The organism is Pseudomonas caspiana (assembly GCF_002158995.1).
GTDB lineage: Bacteria > Pseudomonadota > Gammaproteobacteria > Pseudomonadales > Pseudomonadaceae > Aquipseudomonas > Aquipseudomonas caspiana.
The window spans coordinates 216,729-234,690 of record NZ_LOHF01000003.1 but is presented as its reverse complement, the minus strand read 5'-3'; the positions used below and the strand labels follow the sequence as shown (position 1 = coordinate 234,690).

The window sequence follows — 17,962 nt, the reverse complement described above, 5'->3', positions numbered from 1 at the left end:
CGCAGCCTTCGGCAGCTCCTACAGGAGATCACTTTTCAGGGATTTGCCTAATGCCCCTATACGAATTCGATTGCCCCCGCTGTGGGGATTTCACGGCGCTCAAGCCCATGGCTGAGAGCGGTGCGCCATGCGCCTGCCCTGAATGTGGCGCATCAAGCATGCGGGTGATTTTGTCTGCGCCGGGTTTGAGCACGGTATCAGGCAACAAACGCCGCGCTATCGAGACCAACGAACGCAGCGCCAACGCCCCGAAAACAGTTGCCGAGTATCAAGACAGCAAACGCCACCCCAGTGGCTGCAGTTGCTGCGGGCCGAGCAAACCTGTTGTGCCCACCAAAGCCAACCCCCACGCGCTGAAAGGCAAGGCGGCGGGGCGGCCGTGGATGATCAGTCATTGACGCTAATCACTGGCTGGCTCCCACATAAGCATCAAGTCAACAGGATCAACTGCGCCAAGGCCTCAGCCACAACGCCAGTCCAACCAACAACACCGCCCCATACGCACAACTCAACCCCAATTGCAGCCAGGTGTCGCTGATCGGATGCAGCACCAGCGCCGCGATCAGCATGGCAACCGCGCCCAGTGCCCACTGACTTTGCCAGGGTACAAAGGTCAGCAGTTGTTGGCGGCGCATCAGCAGCAGGCCGGTGATGATCGCCCCGATCAGCGCCGCGATGGCGATGCCGATCAGACCGAGGAAAAACGGCAGAGCACCCAGCAGCAGGGCATTACACAGGTTGCCGATCAACTCGCAGTTCAACGGCATTCGGGTATCGCCGGCCGCGTAGGCGTAACGCGCAAGCAAGGCATTCCAGGCACCGAACATGAGGGGCACGGCGAACCAGGCAAGCAGCTCCGGCAACGGCCCGTCATGGGCGAGGGTTGGCAGAAGTAAAACCACCAGCGCACCCGACGCGCCGATCAGACCGGCGATGGCGGGCAGGGTCAGCAAGGTGGCGCTGCTCAGGCCCTTGCGCAGCAGTACCAGACGCTGATTGGCGGCGCTGCCGCTCATCAAACCCAGCAACACCTGGTTGAGACTCATCAGAGCAATCAACGGCAGGTTGATCAGCTTGCGCGCCAGGTTGATCCAGGTCACCGCGCCTTCGCCCAGTAACGAGGCGACCATCCTTTCCAGCAAAGCCAGGCCCTGGCTGGCGAGGTTGCTGCTCAACAGTGGGCCGATGCGTTGCAGCAGCTCCCGGCCAACGCCCGGTTCGGCCTGCCACTGAAAAGGTTTCCAGCCCATTCGGTACAGCGTTGGAAGCAGCGTGCCGGGCATCAGTAAACTGCCTAGCACGCAAGACAATGCCAGGCCGACCGGTGTGGCTGCATGACTGGCGACGGCGAGGTAGATCACCGGCGGCAGGTTGAACAACAACGAGCCCAACCCGGCCATGACGAAACGCGAGCGTGCCTGCAACGGCACACACAACAACGCATGTAACAGAAAACCCGGTGCGCACCACGCCAGCCATTGCAGGCTGCTGCCCGCCAGCGCGTAACCACTGTCATCCAGCCCAGGCCCGACGCCCCGCACCCACAGCGGTGCGCCAAGACTCAACAACAACGCCAGCGCCAAACCACACAGCAACAGCCGCGGTGCCAAGGCATTCAGCCAGCGTTGCTGGGCGGGCAGTTCACGCTGTTGATACAACGGCAATGCAGCGGCGCTCAACAATCCGGCCGCCAAGGCCATGCGCAGCGCTTCTGGAAGAAACATCGAGACCAGAAATGCGTCGCTTCGCGCGCCTGCACCCCAGGCAGCGACCAGCAGCCACTCACGGGCAAAACCGGCTGCCAGACCGGTCAGCGTGGCGAACGTCAGCCAGAGTGTTGAACCCAGCATGCGTCAGCCTTAATGGAACAAAGCGAACAGGCCTTTGCCGCCCACTTTGTAGTTGAGGCCACGGGCGCGCTCGCCTTTGATTTCGGCGTTCGGGCCACTGACGATGGCGTAGGGCGGGATGGGTTTGGAGACCACGGCAGCGCCGCCCACGACTGCACCCTCACCGATTTCAGCGCCGAAAGAGAGCAGGGCGCGGCTGCAGATCCAGGCGTAGTCATGGATGTAGACCGGTCCGCCGACAGCCCAGAACTCCGGTGCTTGCAGGTCGTGCCCGCCGGCGATGATCAGCACGTGAGAGGCCACCGTTACATGATCGCCAATGATCAGTCCGCCGCGGGCATCCAGTTGGCAGTGCCAGCCGATGGTGGTGTCGTCACCGATGCGCAAGCTGTCGACGCCAAGGATTTCGGTATTGCGCCAGACGCTCGAACCCTTGCCGATTTTCGCCCCGCCAAGTCGTAGCCAGGCCAGGCGCAGGGTGTGGCTGGGGATCTTGCAGATCAGAATGTTGTAGGCCTGCTCCCAAGTGCGCAGCATGCGGTCGCGCAGGGTCGGCCAATTGATGCCGTACAGCGGAATCAACGCGCCTTTCATTTCACTGGCCAGCAAGCGATAGAAGCGCCTGGCCAGCGGATGTTCGATGTGCGGCTCGATATTCAGGTAGCTGATGAACGACAGCGTGCGACCTTTGATAGTGGTTTCAAAGCACACGTCGTGACTGAGCATCCATTGATATGCGCTTTGCAGTTCTTCGAGCTCTACGCCCATTTTGCGCGCGTATTCAGGCAAGGCCAGGTGCAGGTCGTGGGAGTGCATCAGACGGTGTTTCATGATTTGGATTCCTGCTCCGGTAAGACTTGTTGAACGAGGGCCGCCTGGCTTTTCAAGCGTTTGGCTTCATGCAGATTGATGCCCAGCATCAGCCAGAACACGGCGATCAGTACGCTGGTAAAACTGAAGTAGTGGTCGAACAGGCCGCTGGTCAACGCGGCCAGCAAGCCGGTGGTGGTGCCGAGCCAGATGGCATTGTCATGAGTGAGGGTGATGAAACCCTCTTCTGGGCGGGTTTCACGCCACCAACTGGCCGTTACCGCAATAAACAGCAGCATGCCTGGGATGCCCGTCTTGTAGATGAAGTTCAGCCACAGGTTGGAGATCCCGAACAGCGTTGCACCGGGTACTGGCGGGTCGATCTTGAAGCCAATACCCATGGGGAATTTGGCCATGGCGTCAGGGAAGTGGCTGTACTCCAGAAAGCGAATGGCGATACTGGTGTCGTCGTTGGTGAACAGGGTGAAAATCCGTTCCTGCAACGGCGGGTAAAACATCAACAGCAGTGCCCCGGCGACAGCACCGCCCATCAGCACACGACCAATGAAAGGCACCCGTTTACGCGCCATCCACATCATCACCAGGGCCAGGCTGACCAACGCGCCCCGCGAGCCCGTCAGCAACAGGCCGATGCTGCCCAGAATCGCCACGGCAAACCCCAAAGACTTCGGCCAGCCGCTGCGGGTCATGCCGATGCAGAATCCCAGCGGCACTATTAGTGCCATGGCACCTCCCGCCACGTTGGGGTGCATCCACGGTGTACCCATGCGATCGGCCAGCGAGAGCAGGCTGTCATTCAGCACGTCGACACCGCCATAACCAAGGGTGCCAAGGATCGGAATCATGGCGACGGCAGTGCGGGCTTTCAGGAACACCGGGATCGACAGTAACAGCAGCAAAAGCGTGCCGAGCAACAGGGCGCAAATCATCTGCTCGCGGTATTTCTGCTGATCCAGTAAACGCGGCACCAGGAACAGTGCCGACAGGTTGAACAGCCAGCGCACCCAGTTGATCGGTCCGTTACCCAATGCCGTAATGGTCAGTTGCCCGACAATGAACGGCAGCGCGCTGTACAGCATCAGCGCAATCAGCAGGCGTTCGGTACGCAGCAGCGGTGGCAGTTGCGGCGGGTTGGTGAACATCCGGTGCGCCAGATACGCGGCCCATACCAGCATCAGCAGCGCTTCGGACACCGTGGTACGGATGCCGACATTCACCGTGGAGTAAGGCAGGAACGTAGCCAGTACGCCAAACAGCAACAGGCCCCGCAATGGCCGACGAATCACCGTGGCGATGGCGACCACGCCAATCATCGCTGCCAGCACCTTGAACGCCGGTAACAGCCAGAACATCGCGCCGAACAGCAGACCGAAGAGCAAGCCGACGGGCATTGCCAATGGCATCAGCGCAACTCCTCGATCAGCTCATCGAAGCGTCGGTTGAACGCTTCAGGGCCGTAGCCCGCGGCCCAGGTTTTGAGTACTTCAGGGTTTTCCTTTTCGGCATTGGCCAGTTCGCCCATGAGTGTGATCAATGCGCCCGTGTCGGTTGGCGAGAAGCGTGGGCTACCGGGTGGGGTGATCTCATCCAGCGAGGAACCGCTGGCAACGGCAACGGGCGTGCCGACACCCAGCGCTTCCACCACCGGCAGGCCAAAACCTTCGGCATAGGAGGGCTGCCACATGCGGTCGGCTCGCGCGTAAATAGCGTGCAGTTCAGCATCAGTGATGTCACTCAAAAAATGCAGGCCGGGCAGCGCTTGCTGGGCTGGAGGCAAGTGTTCCGGGGCGCCGATCAGGATCAGGTCCGGCACGTTGTCGAACTGCCGCCGGGCACTTTGCCAGGCATCGATGAACCATCCCATGTTCTTGCGTGGTTCGCGCGTGCCGACGCACAGCCAGTAGCGCTCCGGCAGCGTCCAGCCTTGCAGGTCCGAAGGCGCATCGCTCCAGCCGCTGACCAGTGCGGGCAGCACTCGCAATTTGTCGCGGGTTTCGGGAAACAGCCGGATGCACTCGTCTGCGGTGAATTGCGACGGCGTCCAGATGCGATCCGCGACTTTTAATGAGTGGGCAATGGACAGGCGATCGGTGATGCCGTAAATCCGCGCCTTGAGTTGCGAACCGTGGCTGTTTTTCAGCGTCAGTTGAAACAGGTCCTGCAATTGCAACACGTAACGCATGCCCTCGGGTTTACGGCCCAATGGCAGGCCCATGTTCATGTTGCAGATGTACACCTGCACTTCAGCGTCGCGCAGGGCTTTGGGCAAAAATAAACCTTCAAAACGCAAGCGTTCAGGCAGCCGATGGATGCCATTGAGGGGCGTAGACCAGCGCGGACAGTAGGCAAGGCGGCGGATCGGATGATCGAAAGGGGCCACGCTGAACAACTGCACCTGGGTGTTGGGGTTGGCGCGCGCAGCATCTTCGAGAGCAATGTTCTGTCGACCGATGCCGCTGTTGGGGTAGCCGGTCGCCGGACGGTAATCGAGTCCTATACGCATGGGCGCGGCTCCTGTTTGGCGTTTGCGGGTGTCAGTCGAGTGTAAATCCGCTCCAGCTGAGCGGCAGAGACTGACCAGTCGTGATGGGTCTGCACGTACTTGCGTCCGGCTTCGCCGATTTGCGCCAGGCGTGCCGGCTGTTCAATGACTTCAGTGATGATCCGTGCCAGCTCCTGCGGGTCTTCGCTGCCCAGATAGTGCTCGCCGTTGACCACTGCAAGTCCCGAGCTGCCCTGTTCGGTGGTAACGACCGGCAAACCGGCGGCCATGGCTTCCAGTACTTTGAGCTTGGAACCGCCGCCCTGACGCAGCGGGGCGAAAAATATCGCGGTGTTGTTCTGCAATGCGCGCAGATCCGGGACGAAACCCTGAAACTCGATGCGTGGATCGGGCCAGCGTTCGCGCCACGAGGCGGGCAAGGCGAAACCGCAGATCACGAAGCGCAGGGTGGGTGCGTGCTGCCAGACTTTCGGCAAGATTTCATTGAGTGCCCATTCGATCGCATCGACGTTGGGGCCGTATTCGTAGTTGCCGATGAACAGCAGACGGTTACTGTACGGATCAGGCTGAACCTGGGCGTAGTAGCCGCAATCGACGCTGTTGACGACCACGGCCGTGGCTTTGCCGCTGAGTCGGGAAATTTCCTTGGCATCGTCTTCCGTTACGGCGATCAACTGATCGGCCTGGCGGAACACCCGGCTTTCCCAATGCCGATAGCGCCAGCGGTCGTAGCTCGCAAACAGGCCTGCCCAGCGTGGCAAACGGTCGTAGCTGGTGGCACCCATCGCCGATTCAACGTTGTGTTCGGTCATCACAAACGGTTTGCCCGATTCCTTCAATGGCTTCTCGAACGGCTCGAAACCGTAGGTGTGCTGAAGCTGGATCACGTCCCATGTCTCTTCAAGCAGCCCCTCGAACACCTCGCTCAGGCGCGGCGCATAGCCGTTGATACAGGCCAGCATGGGCGCGGGAGCCACGGCGATAGCCATGAGCGTTTTGGCACTTTTGAGTGGGCGGCGCGGCAGCACGATCAAGCGTTCCAGCCAGGGTTCCAGCGCGTCCCGAGTGCTTTGATCCACGTCCGTTTTGGATTGCACCAGCAACGTGATCTGGTGGCCACGGGCGGCAAGGTTGCGCAACAGGTGGTATTCCCGGGTTTTGCCGCCACTGGTGGTGGGCCAGGGCAGGTAGGGTAGTGTCCAGAGAATTCGCATCGCTCAGGGTTTCCATTCCAGAATTTGCAGGGTCGGCTTGAGGGCCAGGCTGACGCCTTGGGCATTGCTCAGTTCAGTGCGGGTGCCGCTCAAGGGGTCGTGAAGTACCGCTGATTTGATCGCGGGGAAATTCAGCGTAGTGCCCGTGGCACTCCAGAACATCAGCAAGCGTTTGCCGTCGCTGCGGGTCCAGGGCACGGCGAATAGATCGCTGGGTACCGCGCTGACGCCAGGCGGGTCGGCTGGTTCAAGGCGCGGACCGGTGATGCTCAGAAAGTTCTTCAGGGCGGTATAGACCGGCTTCGGATTACCCTGCAGATCAAGCAAGCCGTAAGCCTGATCGCGGGCACTGGCGCGTTCGTCGAGATCACTCAGGTTGAACAGAAAAATCCGTTGGTAATCCAGCGCACTCATCAGTGCCAGGCGGCGCAGGGTGTAATCGGCCTGACCCTGCTGGCCGATGATAGCTTGCATTTCTACCGGCCCGTTGTAGCTGGACCAGCCCCATTCAGTCGCCCAGACTTGCTTCACGCCGTTGCTGCGCAGCAGCTTATTCATGGCGTTGGCTTTGACCAGGAAATCCCGGTCTGGCGGTGAGTCGCCTTCCGGGTATTCGGAGTACGGGTGATACGCGGCGACGATGTCGCGTGTGCCCAAACCGCGGTCCAGCAGGGTTTGCAGCATGTAACCGGGGGTGCTGTGCATCTGGCTGTAATAGGCCATGCCCGCAGTGACGATGGTCTTGTCCGGCTCGGCATCGCGGATCGCCTTGGCGGTGGTCGTCAACAGCGTGTCGTAAGCAGCCGGGTCTTCCTTGGGAAGCCAGACAATGTTCGGCTCGTTCCAGACTTGCCAGTTATTGACTTGTGGATAGCGCTTGGCGAGGGCGGCCATGCGCGCTGCAAACAGGTTGAAATCCCGGGGTGGGTACTGATCGCGGCTGGCTACGCCCTCGGGAGCGCTGCTGGCATAAGGTGCTGAACCGACCATATACGCAAGAATGTTGTAGTGGTGAGCGTTCATGGTCGCCATTGCGCCATCCAGATCAACCAGGTCGAACTGGTTCTGCTCCGGCTCGATGATCGGCCAGTGAATGGTCAGGCGCACCCAATTCAGGCCCAGCGCGTCTAGCTGATCCATCTGCTGCTGGTACATGGCCGGTGAAAAATACTGGAACTGCGCGTTGACCCCCAGAAAGTCCTGCCAGACCACTGCACGCGGCGCGCGCAGGACGGTTGCAGCCTGTACCTCAGGGATCAGATCAGACACCAGCGCTGAACAGGCCAGAACTCCGGCCAACCACAAACCCGCTGCAGATTTCATCTCAGTTGGCCTCGCATGCCTGTTGGAAGAGCTGGCGGAAGCGTTCGGCGGTCTGGCTCCAGACTCGCTGTTGGCCGAGTACACTGGCCTGCGCAGCCCATTGCTTAGCCCGTTCCGGCACCGCGCAGACTTCATTCAATGCGGTGCTCAGGGCCTCGACATTGCCCTGAGGAAAAATCATGCCGTTGCCGTGGGAAACCTCTTCCGCGAAGGAGCGCGCATCGGAAGTAATCACGCCACGGCCACAGGCCACCGCCCAGGACAAAGCACCGCTCGTGCCGCGCAACTTGCCGAGTAGTTTCAGCTTGCTGGACTCGCGGTAAGGCAGAACCATGACGTGATGGGCCTGAATGACTTCGGCAATGGCGTTGGCCGGCAGGTCCAGATCCCAATCGATCAAATCGGTCAGCCCGAGTTGCTGAATGCGCAGCCGCAGTTGGTCCAGATAACTGCCGGAAGGACCGAAGGCCATTTCCGGCTCACTGCCGCCCGCCAGCGTCAGGCGCACCCGTGAGCGCAGTTGCGGTTGACGGGTGAAGAGGGCAGCCAGCGCATCCAGCAGGTCTTCAATACCTTTACCGCGATAAATAAAACCGAAGTACAGCAAGCGCATCGGTTGCAATGGCGGTAGCGGCGCGGGCGGGATCGGCAGGTTGCCATGGGCAATCACCGCCATTTGCTCCTCGCGCAAACCCATGCGCTGGCGCAAGGCAACGCCACCTGCCTGGGTCAGCGTTATCAACCGGGTCATGCTGCGCGCCAGTTGCCGCTCTTCGTACAGGCACAACGGGTCGGCAACCACTGTAGCGATTTCCGGCAGAGGCGAGGGCAGCGAACTGGCCATGGACAGCGGCCATGGCAGCCTGGCCCGTCGCCATACCAAGCGCTCCGGATCATGCACTGTCGCCGTCAACGGTAACTGCGCGAAGCGCTGGCGCAAGGCGCGCAGGGCATGAAACTCCGCGAGTCGTCCGCCACCGATTTCGGCGTGCACCAGGTCAATGCCTTGCCAATCGGTTTCAGCCACGCGCTGGACGGCGCGCACCTGGTCGTTGCCGACGCCCGCCAGCGGTGTGCTGACCTGTACGCCGAGCTGCTCCAGCGCCTGCTTGAGGTGCCCGGCGTAGTCGGCAATACCGTTCTGCTCGGGCGGGAGTGGCGCGAGTAGGGCAATGTGCATGTCAGCCTCGGTTCTGGAAGCGCTTGAGGTAATCCATCACGCGTTTCGGCACTTTGTAACGGCGACGGTTGATGATGATGCCGTCAACTTTCTTGAACGCGGTGTGTAGCGTTGCCAGCACGTTTTCCAGCATCGGCACTGTGGTTTCTTCGGCTTTGACGATCAGCAAGATCAGGTCGGAATCACGCAGTAAGGCAAACGCATCCTGATTGCTGAAAATGCTTGAAGCATCAATCAGCACGATCTCACCCGGCGCTGCGGGGCCGGGGCCAGCGGTGCGCACTGTGTAGCCGTGTTCTTTTAGCAGGCTGGCAAGGTGGCCGATGACAAAGCTGACACCTTCGCCCTCGTGAGATGAGGTGAAGCCCAGCGCCAGTCCTTTTTCGGCGACCTGACGCAATGGCAGTGTCCCGTACAACCTGTGCAGGCTGGCCGTGAACGCTGTGTTGCGCGTGTCCTGGGCGTTGCCCAGCTCTTGAAGGCTGGTCCAGACCGGCACCCCGAAACGGTTTTCGATCTTGTCGCCGTCGTGAATCCTTTGATCCAGCAGGTAGAAGAAGTACAGGGCAACCAGACCGACGCCGACACTGAGCGGAAACGCCAGAATCAGCATCAGCAAGCTTTTCGGAAAGACCCGGCTGGGGTTGTAAGTAGCCTGCTCAATGATGGCAATGTTGCTGATCTGACTGCGATCCAGTTCACGGTCTATACGGGCCTTTTCAAGGCTGCTGCTGTACAGGGCGAAGCTCTTCTCGGCGGCGTCCAGTTCACCCTGCAGGCGGGACATCTCCGGTTCCAGATTCAACGCCAGTTGGCGGCTTTTTTCCCACTGCGCCAATTGCAGGTTTTGTTGGGTCAGTTGCGATTGCAGACGCGCGTAGCTGGCTTGTTGGTCGGCCAGCACGTTTTGCATGCGGTTGTAGATCGGGTTGGGCGTGATGCTTTCTGAGCGTTGAATGGTTGCATCCTGCTGGTTCAGGATTTTTTTCAGGTTGTTTATTTCTTCATTGAGTGCACGAACCGGTGGTGCCGACTCCTTGAATGAGCGCAGCAGTTCCTGGCGCTCGACTTCCTTGCCGTTGATGCGGTTTTGCAAATCCTGGCGGTTGGGGTTGAGGCTCAGTTCGCGACCGGCACTGACCGTTTTCGATTGTTGCCTGAGCTGCTCCTGCAACTTGTCGAGACCGGCCTTGGTTGAGGCAATCGAACGCATGGTGTTGTTGCGCTCGGTGGTCAGGTCATTAAGGCCTTGCGAGGTGTCTGCCAGGCGTTGGGCAATGCTCACTGCACCCAGCTGATTGAGGTAGGTCTGGATTTGCTTCTTGTAACTGAGAATCCGCGACTGTGTGTCTTTGACTTCGGTTTCGTAGAATTGATAAAGACTGACGCGGCCGAGTACACGGGTACGTTGCTGCTCGTATTCGGAAATCCAGGTTTCCAGGACTTCCTTGGCCACCTGCGGGTCATTCCAGGAAAAGGTCAGTTCCATCACTGCTGAGCCAGGGTCATGGCTGACTTTGAAGTTCTTCGACAAGTCTTCAGCCAGTCGCTCCTCCGGGGAGCGCTTCTCGACCAGCCCAATGAGTTGCAATGCACCGCGGAACACGCCGATGACTGAATTCACGGTGTCTTTGAGCAGGTTTTTCACCGAGGCCAGAAAACCTTGCTCCTGCTCGGCTTTGGATATCTCGGCCAGGTATTTTTCGGCAACAGTGCGCATGATGGGCCGCCCCGTGAGCATGCGTTCTTCATCGAGGATCGGGTCGCGCTGGGCACTGGGAATCACGATGGCCTGACGGTCAGCAAACTCGATCGGCACGGTGCTGCTGTCGCGGCCAGGTTTGACCAGCAACAGGGCGGTGGATTCGTAGCGATTGGGCAGCAGAAAGGCACCGAGCACGATGATGATGAAAGTCACCATGACGGTCAGTCGAACTTCATGTTTGAAAATGAAGAACAGGCGCAACAAGTCGCGCAATGAACGAATATTGATCATGTCTTTTCCCTGACTTTAGTTTTCGCTGCGCAGGTTGTAATTCACGCCGAAACCCAGTGACTTGGCAAAAGGGATCAGTTGGTTGAAATACAGATTTACGCCGTCGGCCTTGTCACCCGCTGATGACTTGGGCACGAACACCACATCGCCGCGCTGTAACAGCACCGGGCCACGTGGCCCCGAACTGTCTGCCCAGAGCAGCTTGCTGAAGTCGAAAAAGTAGGTCTTGTAGAGGCCGTTGTCTTCCTGACGAAGCAGGGCGACCATCGTCGCGTCGCCGTCATTGGCAACGCCACCGGCACCGACAATCGCCTGAACCAGCGTGGTGGCGACTGTGGCGGGAAGGGTCGTCGAGTTGCGTACCGCGCCGCCGACGAACACGGTGTTGCCCGGCGATTGCGAGATGTTGATGGTCATCGCGGTTTCACGATAGACGTCCTGCAGCTTGCCTTGCAGGTGTTCGGTCAACTGCGGCAATGTCATGCCGGCAGCCTTTACGGAGCCAATGTATGGATAACTGAACGTGCCGTCGTTGAGCACCTGAAACAGGGTCAGCTCGTAGATGGAGTTTGCTGTAAAAGCCGAAATGGACGGTGCTTCCCCGGTATTGCGCACGATACGCAACGTATCACCAGGCCGCACACGTTGCGGTGGCAATGGTTGACCGGCAAGCGCGCGGCCGGCGGCCTTGCCGGCTTCAATCTGTGCTTCGTCGTCTGGCAGACCTACGCGTGCCGGGGTGCTGCAGGCGCTGACCACCAATAGGCTCAGCACCAGCAACGTGTTTCTGACCACCCCCAAACTCCTGTCTTGCATGAAGTACTACTCCCGTATCGGGTAAATCAATCATGTAGGCGGTTTACCGCTGTCATCCGTGTTGCAAAGTGCATACCGCACAAGCAGGTTTATCGTGGTCGCTGTTGTTCACTGCGAGTCAGGGTGTCGGGAGCGGTGCCGCTACCCGACCATAAACATCGGTGAAGCGCACGATGTCGTCTTCTCCCAGGTACTCGCCGCTCTGTACTTCAATCATCACCAGATCGATCACGCCAGGATTGACCAGCCGATGAGTGTGCCCCGGCTTGATGAACGTCGATTCGTTGGTGTCGAGCATGAATTCGCGTTCGCCATTGGTCACTCTGGCCATGCCGCTGACGACAATCCAGTGCTCGCTTCGGTGGTGGTGCATTTGCAGCGACAGCGAGGCTTGCGGGCGAACGACGATGCGTTTGATCTTGAAGCGCTTGCCTTCTTCAAGCACGGTGTAGGTGCCCCACGGACGGGTGACCGTACGGTGCAAGCGGTAGGCATCGTGACCTTGACGCTTGAGTTCTTGAGCGATGTATTTCACGTCCTGAGTGCGTTTGCCGTCGGCGATCAGCAGTGCATCCGGTGTGTCGATGATGATCAGGTCATCCAGACCCACGCCACCGACCATTCGCTTGGAATCGATGTAACAGTTGCTCACATCGTGCAGTACGGTCGGGCCATTGCACTGGTTGCCAGCTGCATCGGCGGGGACCAGTTCGCGTACTGCCTGCCATGAACCGATGTCGTTCCAGCCCAGTTCGCAAGGCACCACCGCGACCTTTTGCGAGCGCTCCATCAAGGCGTAGTCAACGGAAATATCCGGGGCTTTGGCGAATGACTCACTGTCCAGTTCGATTTGCAGCTCGTTATTGCCTTCCTTGCTGGCGCTCACCTCCAGGCAGGCCTTGACCGTTGCCAGAACCTGCGGTGCATGTTCGGCGAACTGTTTGATGAGGCTGTCGGCGCGCATGCAGAACATACCGGCGTTCCATAGGTGCAGACCGCCATCCAGGTAAGCCTGGGCAGTGGCGGCATCCGGTTTTTCGACAAAGCGTGCTACCTGGTAGCCGTCGTTGTTGAGCGACGGACCTTTTTCGATATATCCGAAACCGGTTTCCGGCTTGCTCGGCAGAATGCCGAACGTCACCAGCCAGCCGTCATCGGCCAATACTCTGGCGGCCTGAACCGCCTTTGAGAAAGCGGCCACGTCAGCAATCAAATGATCGGCGGGCAGCACCAGTAACTGCGCATCCTCGCCATACAGCCGGGAGACATGCAGCGCGGCCGCCGCGAGCGCTGGCGCTGTATTGCGGCCGAAAGGTTCGAGGATGAAATCCAGTTTCACTTTGGTTTTGTTGAGCTGGCGATAGTCGTCCACCGTGCGGAAATACACTTCCCGGTTGGTGACCGTCAGCAGGCGTCCGACATCCGGCAGGCCAACGGCCCGGTTGAATGTTTTCTGCAGCAGGCTTTCGCCGTCACGAAGGCGCATGAAAGGCTTGGGCATGGCTTCGCGCGAGACCGGCCACAGCCGGGTGCCGGCACCGCCGGCGATAATGCAGGGGATGAGGATGCTCATCAATAAGCCTCACGAGTGAATAGCACTGCTGGAACAGTGCGAAGAAGGATGTAAATGTCGAACCAGACGGACCAGTTTTCGATGTACTCCAGATCGAATTCCACGCGTTTTTCGATCTTTTCCACGGTGTCTGTCTCACCACGATAGCCATTGATCTGCGCCAGACCGGTAATGCCCGGCTTGACCCGATGGCGTGACGTGTACTCCTTCACCGCTTGCTCGAAAAGAATCCCGGCCGCTTTGGTGGCCGTTGCATGGGGGCGCGGTCCTACCATGGACATGCTGCCTGCAATCACATTGAACAGCTGAGGCAATTCATCCAGGCTGGTCTTGCGGATGAAACGTCCGACCCGGGTAACTCTGGCATCCCCCCGGGTGGTTTGTTGCGCTGCGGTCGCGTCGCTCTGATGGTGATACATAGAGCGAAACTTGCAGACCTTGATCATGCGGTTGTTATAGCCATAGCGGTTTTGCCAGAAGAACACCGGGCCGCGGGAGTCCAGCTTGATGGCGATGGCGGTTGCCAGCATCACGGGTGACAACAGCACCAGGGCGAGGCTCGATAGCACCAGGTCCTCAACCCGCTTGAATAGCGGCGACCAGCCGGAAAGCGGCACGTCTGATGCGTTGAACATCGGCAAGTTGGCGACTTCTGTGATGCGGTTGTGGGCGTGACGGAAGGCGACCATGTCCGGGACCAGCAGCACATTGACCGGCAGGCGACGCAGCTCGCGAATGATGTAATCCATGCGGTTTTCCGCTGACCAGGGCAGCGCCACCAGCACCTGGGTAACCTTTTCTTCGCGAATCAGCCGCTCCAGATCGTCACTGTTACCCAGCAGTGGCAGGCCGGCCATAGTCTTGGGCAGGCGCCCGATCCGGTCATCGATGAAGCCGCTGACGCCAGAGCGGATATCCTGATTTTCCAGCAGATACTCGGCCAGCCGCTGGCCGTTTTCGGTGGCCCCCAGGATGATCGCGTTTTGCAGGAACACACCCTTTTGCATCAGGTGCTTGAAGAGCATCAGTTTGCACAGCCGTTCAATGCAAAACAGCGCCAGGCTGGAGACGTACCAGATCACCAGATGATCATTGGTAATGTAGTCAAAGAACGCCAGAGTCTGATGCATGAACAGCAGCAGGCAGAACGCGGCCGACCACGCGACGATGATCAGCCGGAAGCGGAACGCGTTACTGAACATGGCTTCGGAGTAAATACCCAAGGCTTGAAAGATCAGGACGCTGAGCAGCCCGAAGAGCAGTTGCACGGCGAAATAGCTTTGCGGGACCTCGGAAAGGCTGTCCTTGGAAAAGATCAGAATCAACAGGCCTGGGAGGATGCAGGCGATCCCGTGGGCCAGGCGAATAGCGAAAAGAAAATACACAATCAAACTGTTTCTGGTTTGCAGGAGGCTGTTAACAGGCTGCAATCGCATAACACTTCCTCACTTCATCGGTCCGTGACTACTTATCCGCGATCCAGATACGAAGCGCTTTCAAGTGGAAGTCAATAAAATGTCCTTTTCTGACTTGCTAGGTGAATATAGCCATTTATTTGGCATTCGCACGTCAGGTACTGCTAATTCTCATCATTTCTTAAGAATGGAAACAGGCCTAATACTTTAGTGATGTAGGACTCATCAGTGCGTTAGGTAGGTTTTACCCTCAAATGAGTGCATAAACGGAGTAAAGCTCAAGACTTGCATAAAGCCATCGCATCGAATTGATTTCCTTTCAAAACTCCCTGAAATGGCACCTTTTCATGCCGCGTGTGTTGAAGGGTGTCACCCGCGCGAGCCAATGTTTTCGGGGGGACAGCAGGACAGCTTCGGTGAGTTGAAAAATTATCTGATCAGAACGGGTTTTTTTCCGTCCGGTGAGGTCAACATCTTGCGCATCGACTCAGGGGAGCAAGTAGCAATGACACGGCGGGCATTTTTGATTTTGCATGGCAAACAGGCACTCAACGAAGAAGTTCGCGAGGCTGTTACCCGAAAGCGCAATGAAGGCTGGGACCTCGACGTTCGCCTGACGTGGGAGGGCGGTGATGCTCAGCGTCTGGTGAGTGAAGCGCTGGCGGCCGGGCATTCGCAAATCATTGCCGGGGGTGGTGACGGTACGTTGCGGGATATCGCTGAAGCCATCGCGAATGCCGATACCGACGCTGAACTGACCATCATGCCGTTGGGTACCGCCAATGATTTCGCTCGTGCTGCAGGCGTTCCGCTTGAACCGGATGCCGCGCTGGATTTGCTTGACGTGCCCGCCCGCCCTGTGGATTTGGGCGAGGTCAATGGCAAGGTATTCCTGAACATGGCAACGGGTGGCTTTGGCAGCCAGGTTACTGCCAATACCTCTGAAGACCTTAAAAAGGTGTTGGGGGGCGCAGCGTATCTCTTTACCGGGCTGACGCGTTTCAGTGAGCTGAGCGCGGCCTACGGCGAATTGAGCGGACCTGACTTCCACTGGAGTGGGGACTTGCTGGCCCTGGGGATTGGTAATGGTCGTCAGGCCGGTGGCGGGCATGTGCTGTGCCCGTCAGCGTTGGTGGATGATGGCCTGCTGGATATCAGTATCCTGCCCGCACCTCAGGAAGTGGTCGGGACACTTAGAGGGTTACTGGAGGGCGGGCTGGGCATCGACAACATGTTCATTCGCGCACGGCTTCCGTGGGTGGAGCTCAAGTCGGCGCAGGGGCTGGATATCAATCTGGATGGCGAGCCGCTGTCCGGGGAGAATCTGCGATTCTCGGCGCGTCACGCAGCCTTGAAGGTGCACCTGCCGGTGGGCTCTGAGTTGTTCGGGGAAACACCGCAGCTCAATCGTCCAGACTGATAATGCCTTCACGCACACAAAACAGGACCAGCCCGGCCACGTCATGAATTTGCAGGCGTTTCATGACCTGGGCGCGGTGGGTTTCCACGGTCTTGATGCTCAGGCCAAGGCCGCTGGCAATTTCCCGGGTGGATTTGCCGCGTACGATAAGCCGCAGGATTTCCAGTTGGCGAGCCGTGAGGTTATGGTTCTGCGGTTTTTCGATTTTGCTGGCCTGAACGCTGATCAACGCCTGGCTGATGACCGTATGGGCGATTGCCGGGCTCAGGTAACGTTCGCCATTGCTCAAGGCTTGCAGCGCCTGTTCCAGTTCGGTGGCTGCGGCGTCTTTCAGCAGGTAGCCATGAGCGCCAGCCTCCAGAGCCTGCATGATCCGGGTCGGATCGCTGTGCATCGAGAGGATCAACACTTTGCTGTCGGGCAGAACGCTGTTCAGCTGTTTGAGTGCTTCCAGCCCGTCCACATCCTTCATCGAAATATCCAGCAGGATGATGTCGGGGTTCAACTCCGTGGCCAGAGCGCTCAGTTGCGAACCATCGCAGGCTTCGCCAATGACTGAATAGCCGGGAATGTCGCCTACCAAGGCGCGAACTCCGGCCCTGATCAGAGAGTGGTCGTCAATCAACAGCAATGTGCAGGTCATCTAGCCTTCTTGTTCAGATTTGCTCGTTCATGAGTTCGGGGTGTCCAGGGCAGCAGCACATCGATGCGCGTTCCAGCGCCGGGCTCACTGTTTATCGTCCACGTGCCGTTCAGGAGGGCTGCGCGTTCAGTCATGCCAGCCATGCCGCGCTGCCCCTCAAGGGCAGGGTCAACTGCAGGTGTAAACCCCAGGCCGTCGTCGCTGATATGCAGTTCCAGCCCCAGCGGCGAGCGCCGTACGCGCACCAGCAGGTTTTTTGCCTGGGCGTGGCGCAGAACATTGGTCACGGCTTCCTGGGTAATGCGAAATGCCGCGACGCTCATTTCTTCCGGTATACCCGCCAATTGCTGCTTGCACTCCAGGCTCCAGCGCACCTGGCTGTCAGCCAGGGTTCGGAGCAGATGCCCGCGCAGGCTTGCTTCAAGTCCCAGGCTGGTGAGTTGACGCGGATGGAGGATGGCGGAAACATCGCGGACCTTGGCCAGGGTTTCGTCGAGCGTCTCGTTGAGCTGCCTGCTGTGCTCCAGCAGCTCCGAAGGCAAGCGACGTCTAAGCCATTCGGATTGAAGCTTCGCTGCGGTGAGCATCTGGCCAATGTCGTCATGCAGTTCGCGGCTCAGGCGATGCCGTTCGGTTTCCTGAACCTGAAGCATGTGGTCAGCCAGTTCTTGAGGCTGGAAGCGAATTGACTGGCCATAGCGCAACTGCGCTTGCCAGACGCTGGCAAAGGTCGCGAGATTGAGCAGTAGCAGGGCAACGGGGAATTCGTCAGAAGTCAGGTACAGCGCAACATTGCCAACTGCTGCCCCAATGCATAGAACGGCATTCAGCCAGAGAGCGTTCCTGGTACTTAGCGGCCGAAATCTGAAAACATTGGTACGGGCATGCATAGCGATGGAGCCATCGGGTGGTCACTGCGAACAACCTGCCATCAGGATGCCAGGTCAATATCGGGCGAATCATTGAGACTGCGCGCCTTTACTTCTCTTACCGGTTTTTCGGGTATTTCATCAACCATTCTGCGCGATCATCAGCATGTCAATAATGCTGCGGGTCGTGATATTACATCAATGTTTAAAGATTGAACGAGTCGCCCTGGCTCGGCGCAGGCTTTTCGATAACTTCTGGCAGATAGTCAATGCGCCCAGTACCGCGAGGGTGGGGCAAAGCAGCCCCAGGCACGTTTGGTTTATAGAGG

At 58.8% G+C, this 17,962-nt stretch carries 15 protein-coding genes; 2 read left to right on the top strand and 13 right to left on the bottom strand.

From position 1 onward, the window contains the following. The first annotated feature begins 50 nt into the window (after positions 1–50). A complete protein-coding gene (locus tag AUC60_RS05880; protein ID WP_087265152.1) occupies positions 51–398 on the top strand; it encodes an FmdB family zinc ribbon protein in 348 nt (115 codons plus the stop codon). A gap of 45 nt (positions 399–443) precedes the next feature. On the opposite strand, the gene AUC60_RS05875 is transcribed toward AUC60_RS05880, so the two are convergent. The 11 genes from AUC60_RS05875 to AUC60_RS05825 all read right to left on the bottom strand — a co-directional run bounded on the left by AUC60_RS05875 (position 444) and on the right by AUC60_RS05825 (position 14,722). After that, entirely contained in the window at positions 444–1,850 is a 1,407-nt protein-coding gene (locus AUC60_RS05875) for a lipid II flippase MurJ (RefSeq protein WP_087265151.1), read from the bottom strand. Between the two features lie 9 nt (positions 1,851–1,859). Beyond that, entirely contained in the window at positions 1,860–2,681 is an 822-nt protein-coding gene (locus tag AUC60_RS05870) for an acyltransferase (protein ID WP_087265150.1), read from the bottom strand. Beyond that, complete coding sequence (locus AUC60_RS05865; RefSeq protein WP_087265149.1) at positions 2,678–4,084, bottom strand: O-antigen ligase family protein; 1,407 nt, start codon at positions 4,082–4,084, stop codon at positions 2,678–2,680. The genes AUC60_RS05870 and AUC60_RS05865 overlap by 4 nt, the downstream gene beginning before the upstream one ends. Next, a complete protein-coding gene (locus AUC60_RS05860) occupies positions 4,084–5,184 on the bottom strand; it encodes a glycosyltransferase family 4 protein (protein WP_087265148.1) in 1,101 nt (366 codons plus the stop codon). The genes AUC60_RS05865 and AUC60_RS05860 overlap by 1 nt, the downstream gene beginning before the upstream one ends. Then, positions 5,175–6,398: a glycosyltransferase family 4 protein gene (locus tag AUC60_RS05855; protein WP_087265147.1), complete on the bottom strand. Its 1,224-nt coding sequence runs from the start codon at positions 6,396–6,398 to the stop codon at positions 5,175–5,177. Before AUC60_RS05855 ends, AUC60_RS05860 begins: the two co-directional genes overlap by 10 nt. Positions 6,399–6,401: 3 nt before the next feature. Continuing rightward, the gene (locus tag AUC60_RS05850; RefSeq protein WP_087265146.1) at positions 6,402–7,721 is read right to left on the bottom strand and encodes a cellulase family glycosylhydrolase; all 1,320 of its coding nucleotides are present in this window, start codon (positions 7,719–7,721) and stop codon (positions 6,402–6,404) included. Position 7,722: 1 nt separating this feature from the next. After that, the gene (locus AUC60_RS05845; RefSeq protein ID WP_087265145.1) at positions 7,723–8,901 is read right to left on the bottom strand and encodes a glycosyltransferase; all 1,179 of its coding nucleotides are present in this window, start codon (positions 8,899–8,901) and stop codon (positions 7,723–7,725) included. Between the two features lies 1 nt (position 8,902). Beyond that, positions 8,903–10,897, bottom strand: a complete 1,995-nt coding sequence (locus AUC60_RS05840; protein ID WP_087265144.1) for a GumC family protein — start codon at positions 10,895–10,897, stop codon at positions 8,903–8,905. Positions 10,898–10,912: 15 nt separating this feature from the next. After that, positions 10,913–11,713 (bottom strand): polysaccharide biosynthesis/export family protein, encoded by an 801-nt coding sequence (locus AUC60_RS05835; RefSeq protein WP_087265143.1) that lies wholly within the window; start codon positions 11,711–11,713, stop codon positions 10,913–10,915. Positions 11,714–11,831: 118 nt separating this feature from the next. Then, complete coding sequence (locus AUC60_RS05830) at positions 11,832–13,286, bottom strand: mannose-1-phosphate guanylyltransferase/mannose-6-phosphate isomerase (protein ID WP_087265142.1); 1,455 nt, start codon at positions 13,284–13,286, stop codon at positions 11,832–11,834. After that, positions 13,286–14,722: an undecaprenyl-phosphate glucose phosphotransferase gene (locus AUC60_RS05825; protein WP_087265141.1), complete on the bottom strand. Its 1,437-nt coding sequence runs from the start codon at positions 14,720–14,722 to the stop codon at positions 13,286–13,288. Before AUC60_RS05825 ends, AUC60_RS05830 begins: the two co-directional genes overlap by 1 nt. A 484-nt stretch (positions 14,723–15,206) precedes the next feature. Between AUC60_RS05825 and yegS the strand changes: the two genes are divergently transcribed. After that, positions 15,207–16,121, top strand: coding sequence for a lipid kinase YegS (gene yegS / locus AUC60_RS05820; RefSeq protein WP_087265285.1), 915 nt, complete (start codon positions 15,207–15,209; stop codon positions 16,119–16,121). Here the strand turns inward: yegS and AUC60_RS05815 are convergent. Together AUC60_RS05815 and AUC60_RS05810 are read right to left on the bottom strand one after the other, a co-directional pair. Next, positions 16,105–16,764 carry a response regulator gene (locus AUC60_RS05815; protein ID WP_087265140.1) on the bottom strand — a complete coding sequence of 220 codons (660 nt, stop codon included), beginning with the start codon at positions 16,762–16,764 and terminating at the stop codon, positions 16,105–16,107. The two genes, yegS and AUC60_RS05815, sit on opposite strands and share 17 nt — an antisense overlap. Beyond that, the gene (locus AUC60_RS05810) at positions 16,761–17,654 is read right to left on the bottom strand and encodes a sensor histidine kinase (RefSeq protein WP_087265139.1); all 894 of its coding nucleotides are present in this window, start codon (positions 17,652–17,654) and stop codon (positions 16,761–16,763) included. Before AUC60_RS05810 ends, AUC60_RS05815 begins: the two co-directional genes overlap by 4 nt. Between the last annotated feature and the right edge of the window lie 308 nt (positions 17,655–17,962).

Coding starts and splice junctions, on each gene's coding strand:
- AUC60_RS05880 (WP_087265152.1), top strand. CDS start 51: ATGCCCCTATACGAATTCGATTGCCCCCGCTGTGGGGATTTCACGGCG.
- AUC60_RS05840 (WP_087265144.1), bottom strand. CDS start 10,897: ATGATCAATATTCGTTCATTGCGCGACTTGTTGCGCCTGTTCTTCATT.
- AUC60_RS05810 (WP_087265139.1), bottom strand. CDS start 17,654: ATGCATGCCCGTACCAATGTTTTCAGATTTCGGCCGCTAAGTACCAGG.
- yegS (WP_087265285.1), top strand. CDS start 15,207: ATGACACGGCGGGCATTTTTGATTTTGCATGGCAAACAGGCACTCAAC.
- AUC60_RS05815 (WP_087265140.1), bottom strand. CDS start 16,764: ATGACCTGCACATTGCTGTTGATTGACGACCACTCTCTGATCAGGGCC.
- AUC60_RS05870 (WP_087265150.1), bottom strand. CDS start 2,681: ATGAAACACCGTCTGATGCACTCCCACGACCTGCACCTGGCCTTGCCT.
- AUC60_RS05850 (WP_087265146.1), bottom strand. CDS start 7,721: ATGAAATCTGCAGCGGGTTTGTGGTTGGCCGGAGTTCTGGCCTGTTCA.
- AUC60_RS05835 (WP_087265143.1), bottom strand. CDS start 11,713: ATGCAAGACAGGAGTTTGGGGGTGGTCAGAAACACGTTGCTGGTGCTG.
- AUC60_RS05875 (WP_087265151.1), bottom strand. CDS start 1,850: ATGCTGGGTTCAACACTCTGGCTGACGTTCGCCACGCTGACCGGTCTG.
- AUC60_RS05865 (WP_087265149.1), bottom strand. CDS start 4,084: ATGCCATTGGCAATGCCCGTCGGCTTGCTCTTCGGTCTGCTGTTCGGC.
- AUC60_RS05855 (WP_087265147.1), bottom strand. CDS start 6,398: ATGCGAATTCTCTGGACACTACCCTACCTGCCCTGGCCCACCACCAGT.
- AUC60_RS05825 (WP_087265141.1), bottom strand. CDS start 14,722: ATGCGATTGCAGCCTGTTAACAGCCTCCTGCAAACCAGAAACAGTTTG.
- AUC60_RS05830 (WP_087265142.1), bottom strand. CDS start 13,286: ATGAGCATCCTCATCCCCTGCATTATCGCCGGCGGTGCCGGCACCCGG.
- AUC60_RS05860 (WP_087265148.1), bottom strand. CDS start 5,184: ATGCGTATAGGACTCGATTACCGTCCGGCGACCGGCTACCCCAACAGC.
- AUC60_RS05845 (WP_087265145.1), bottom strand. CDS start 8,901: ATGCACATTGCCCTACTCGCGCCACTCCCGCCCGAGCAGAACGGTATT.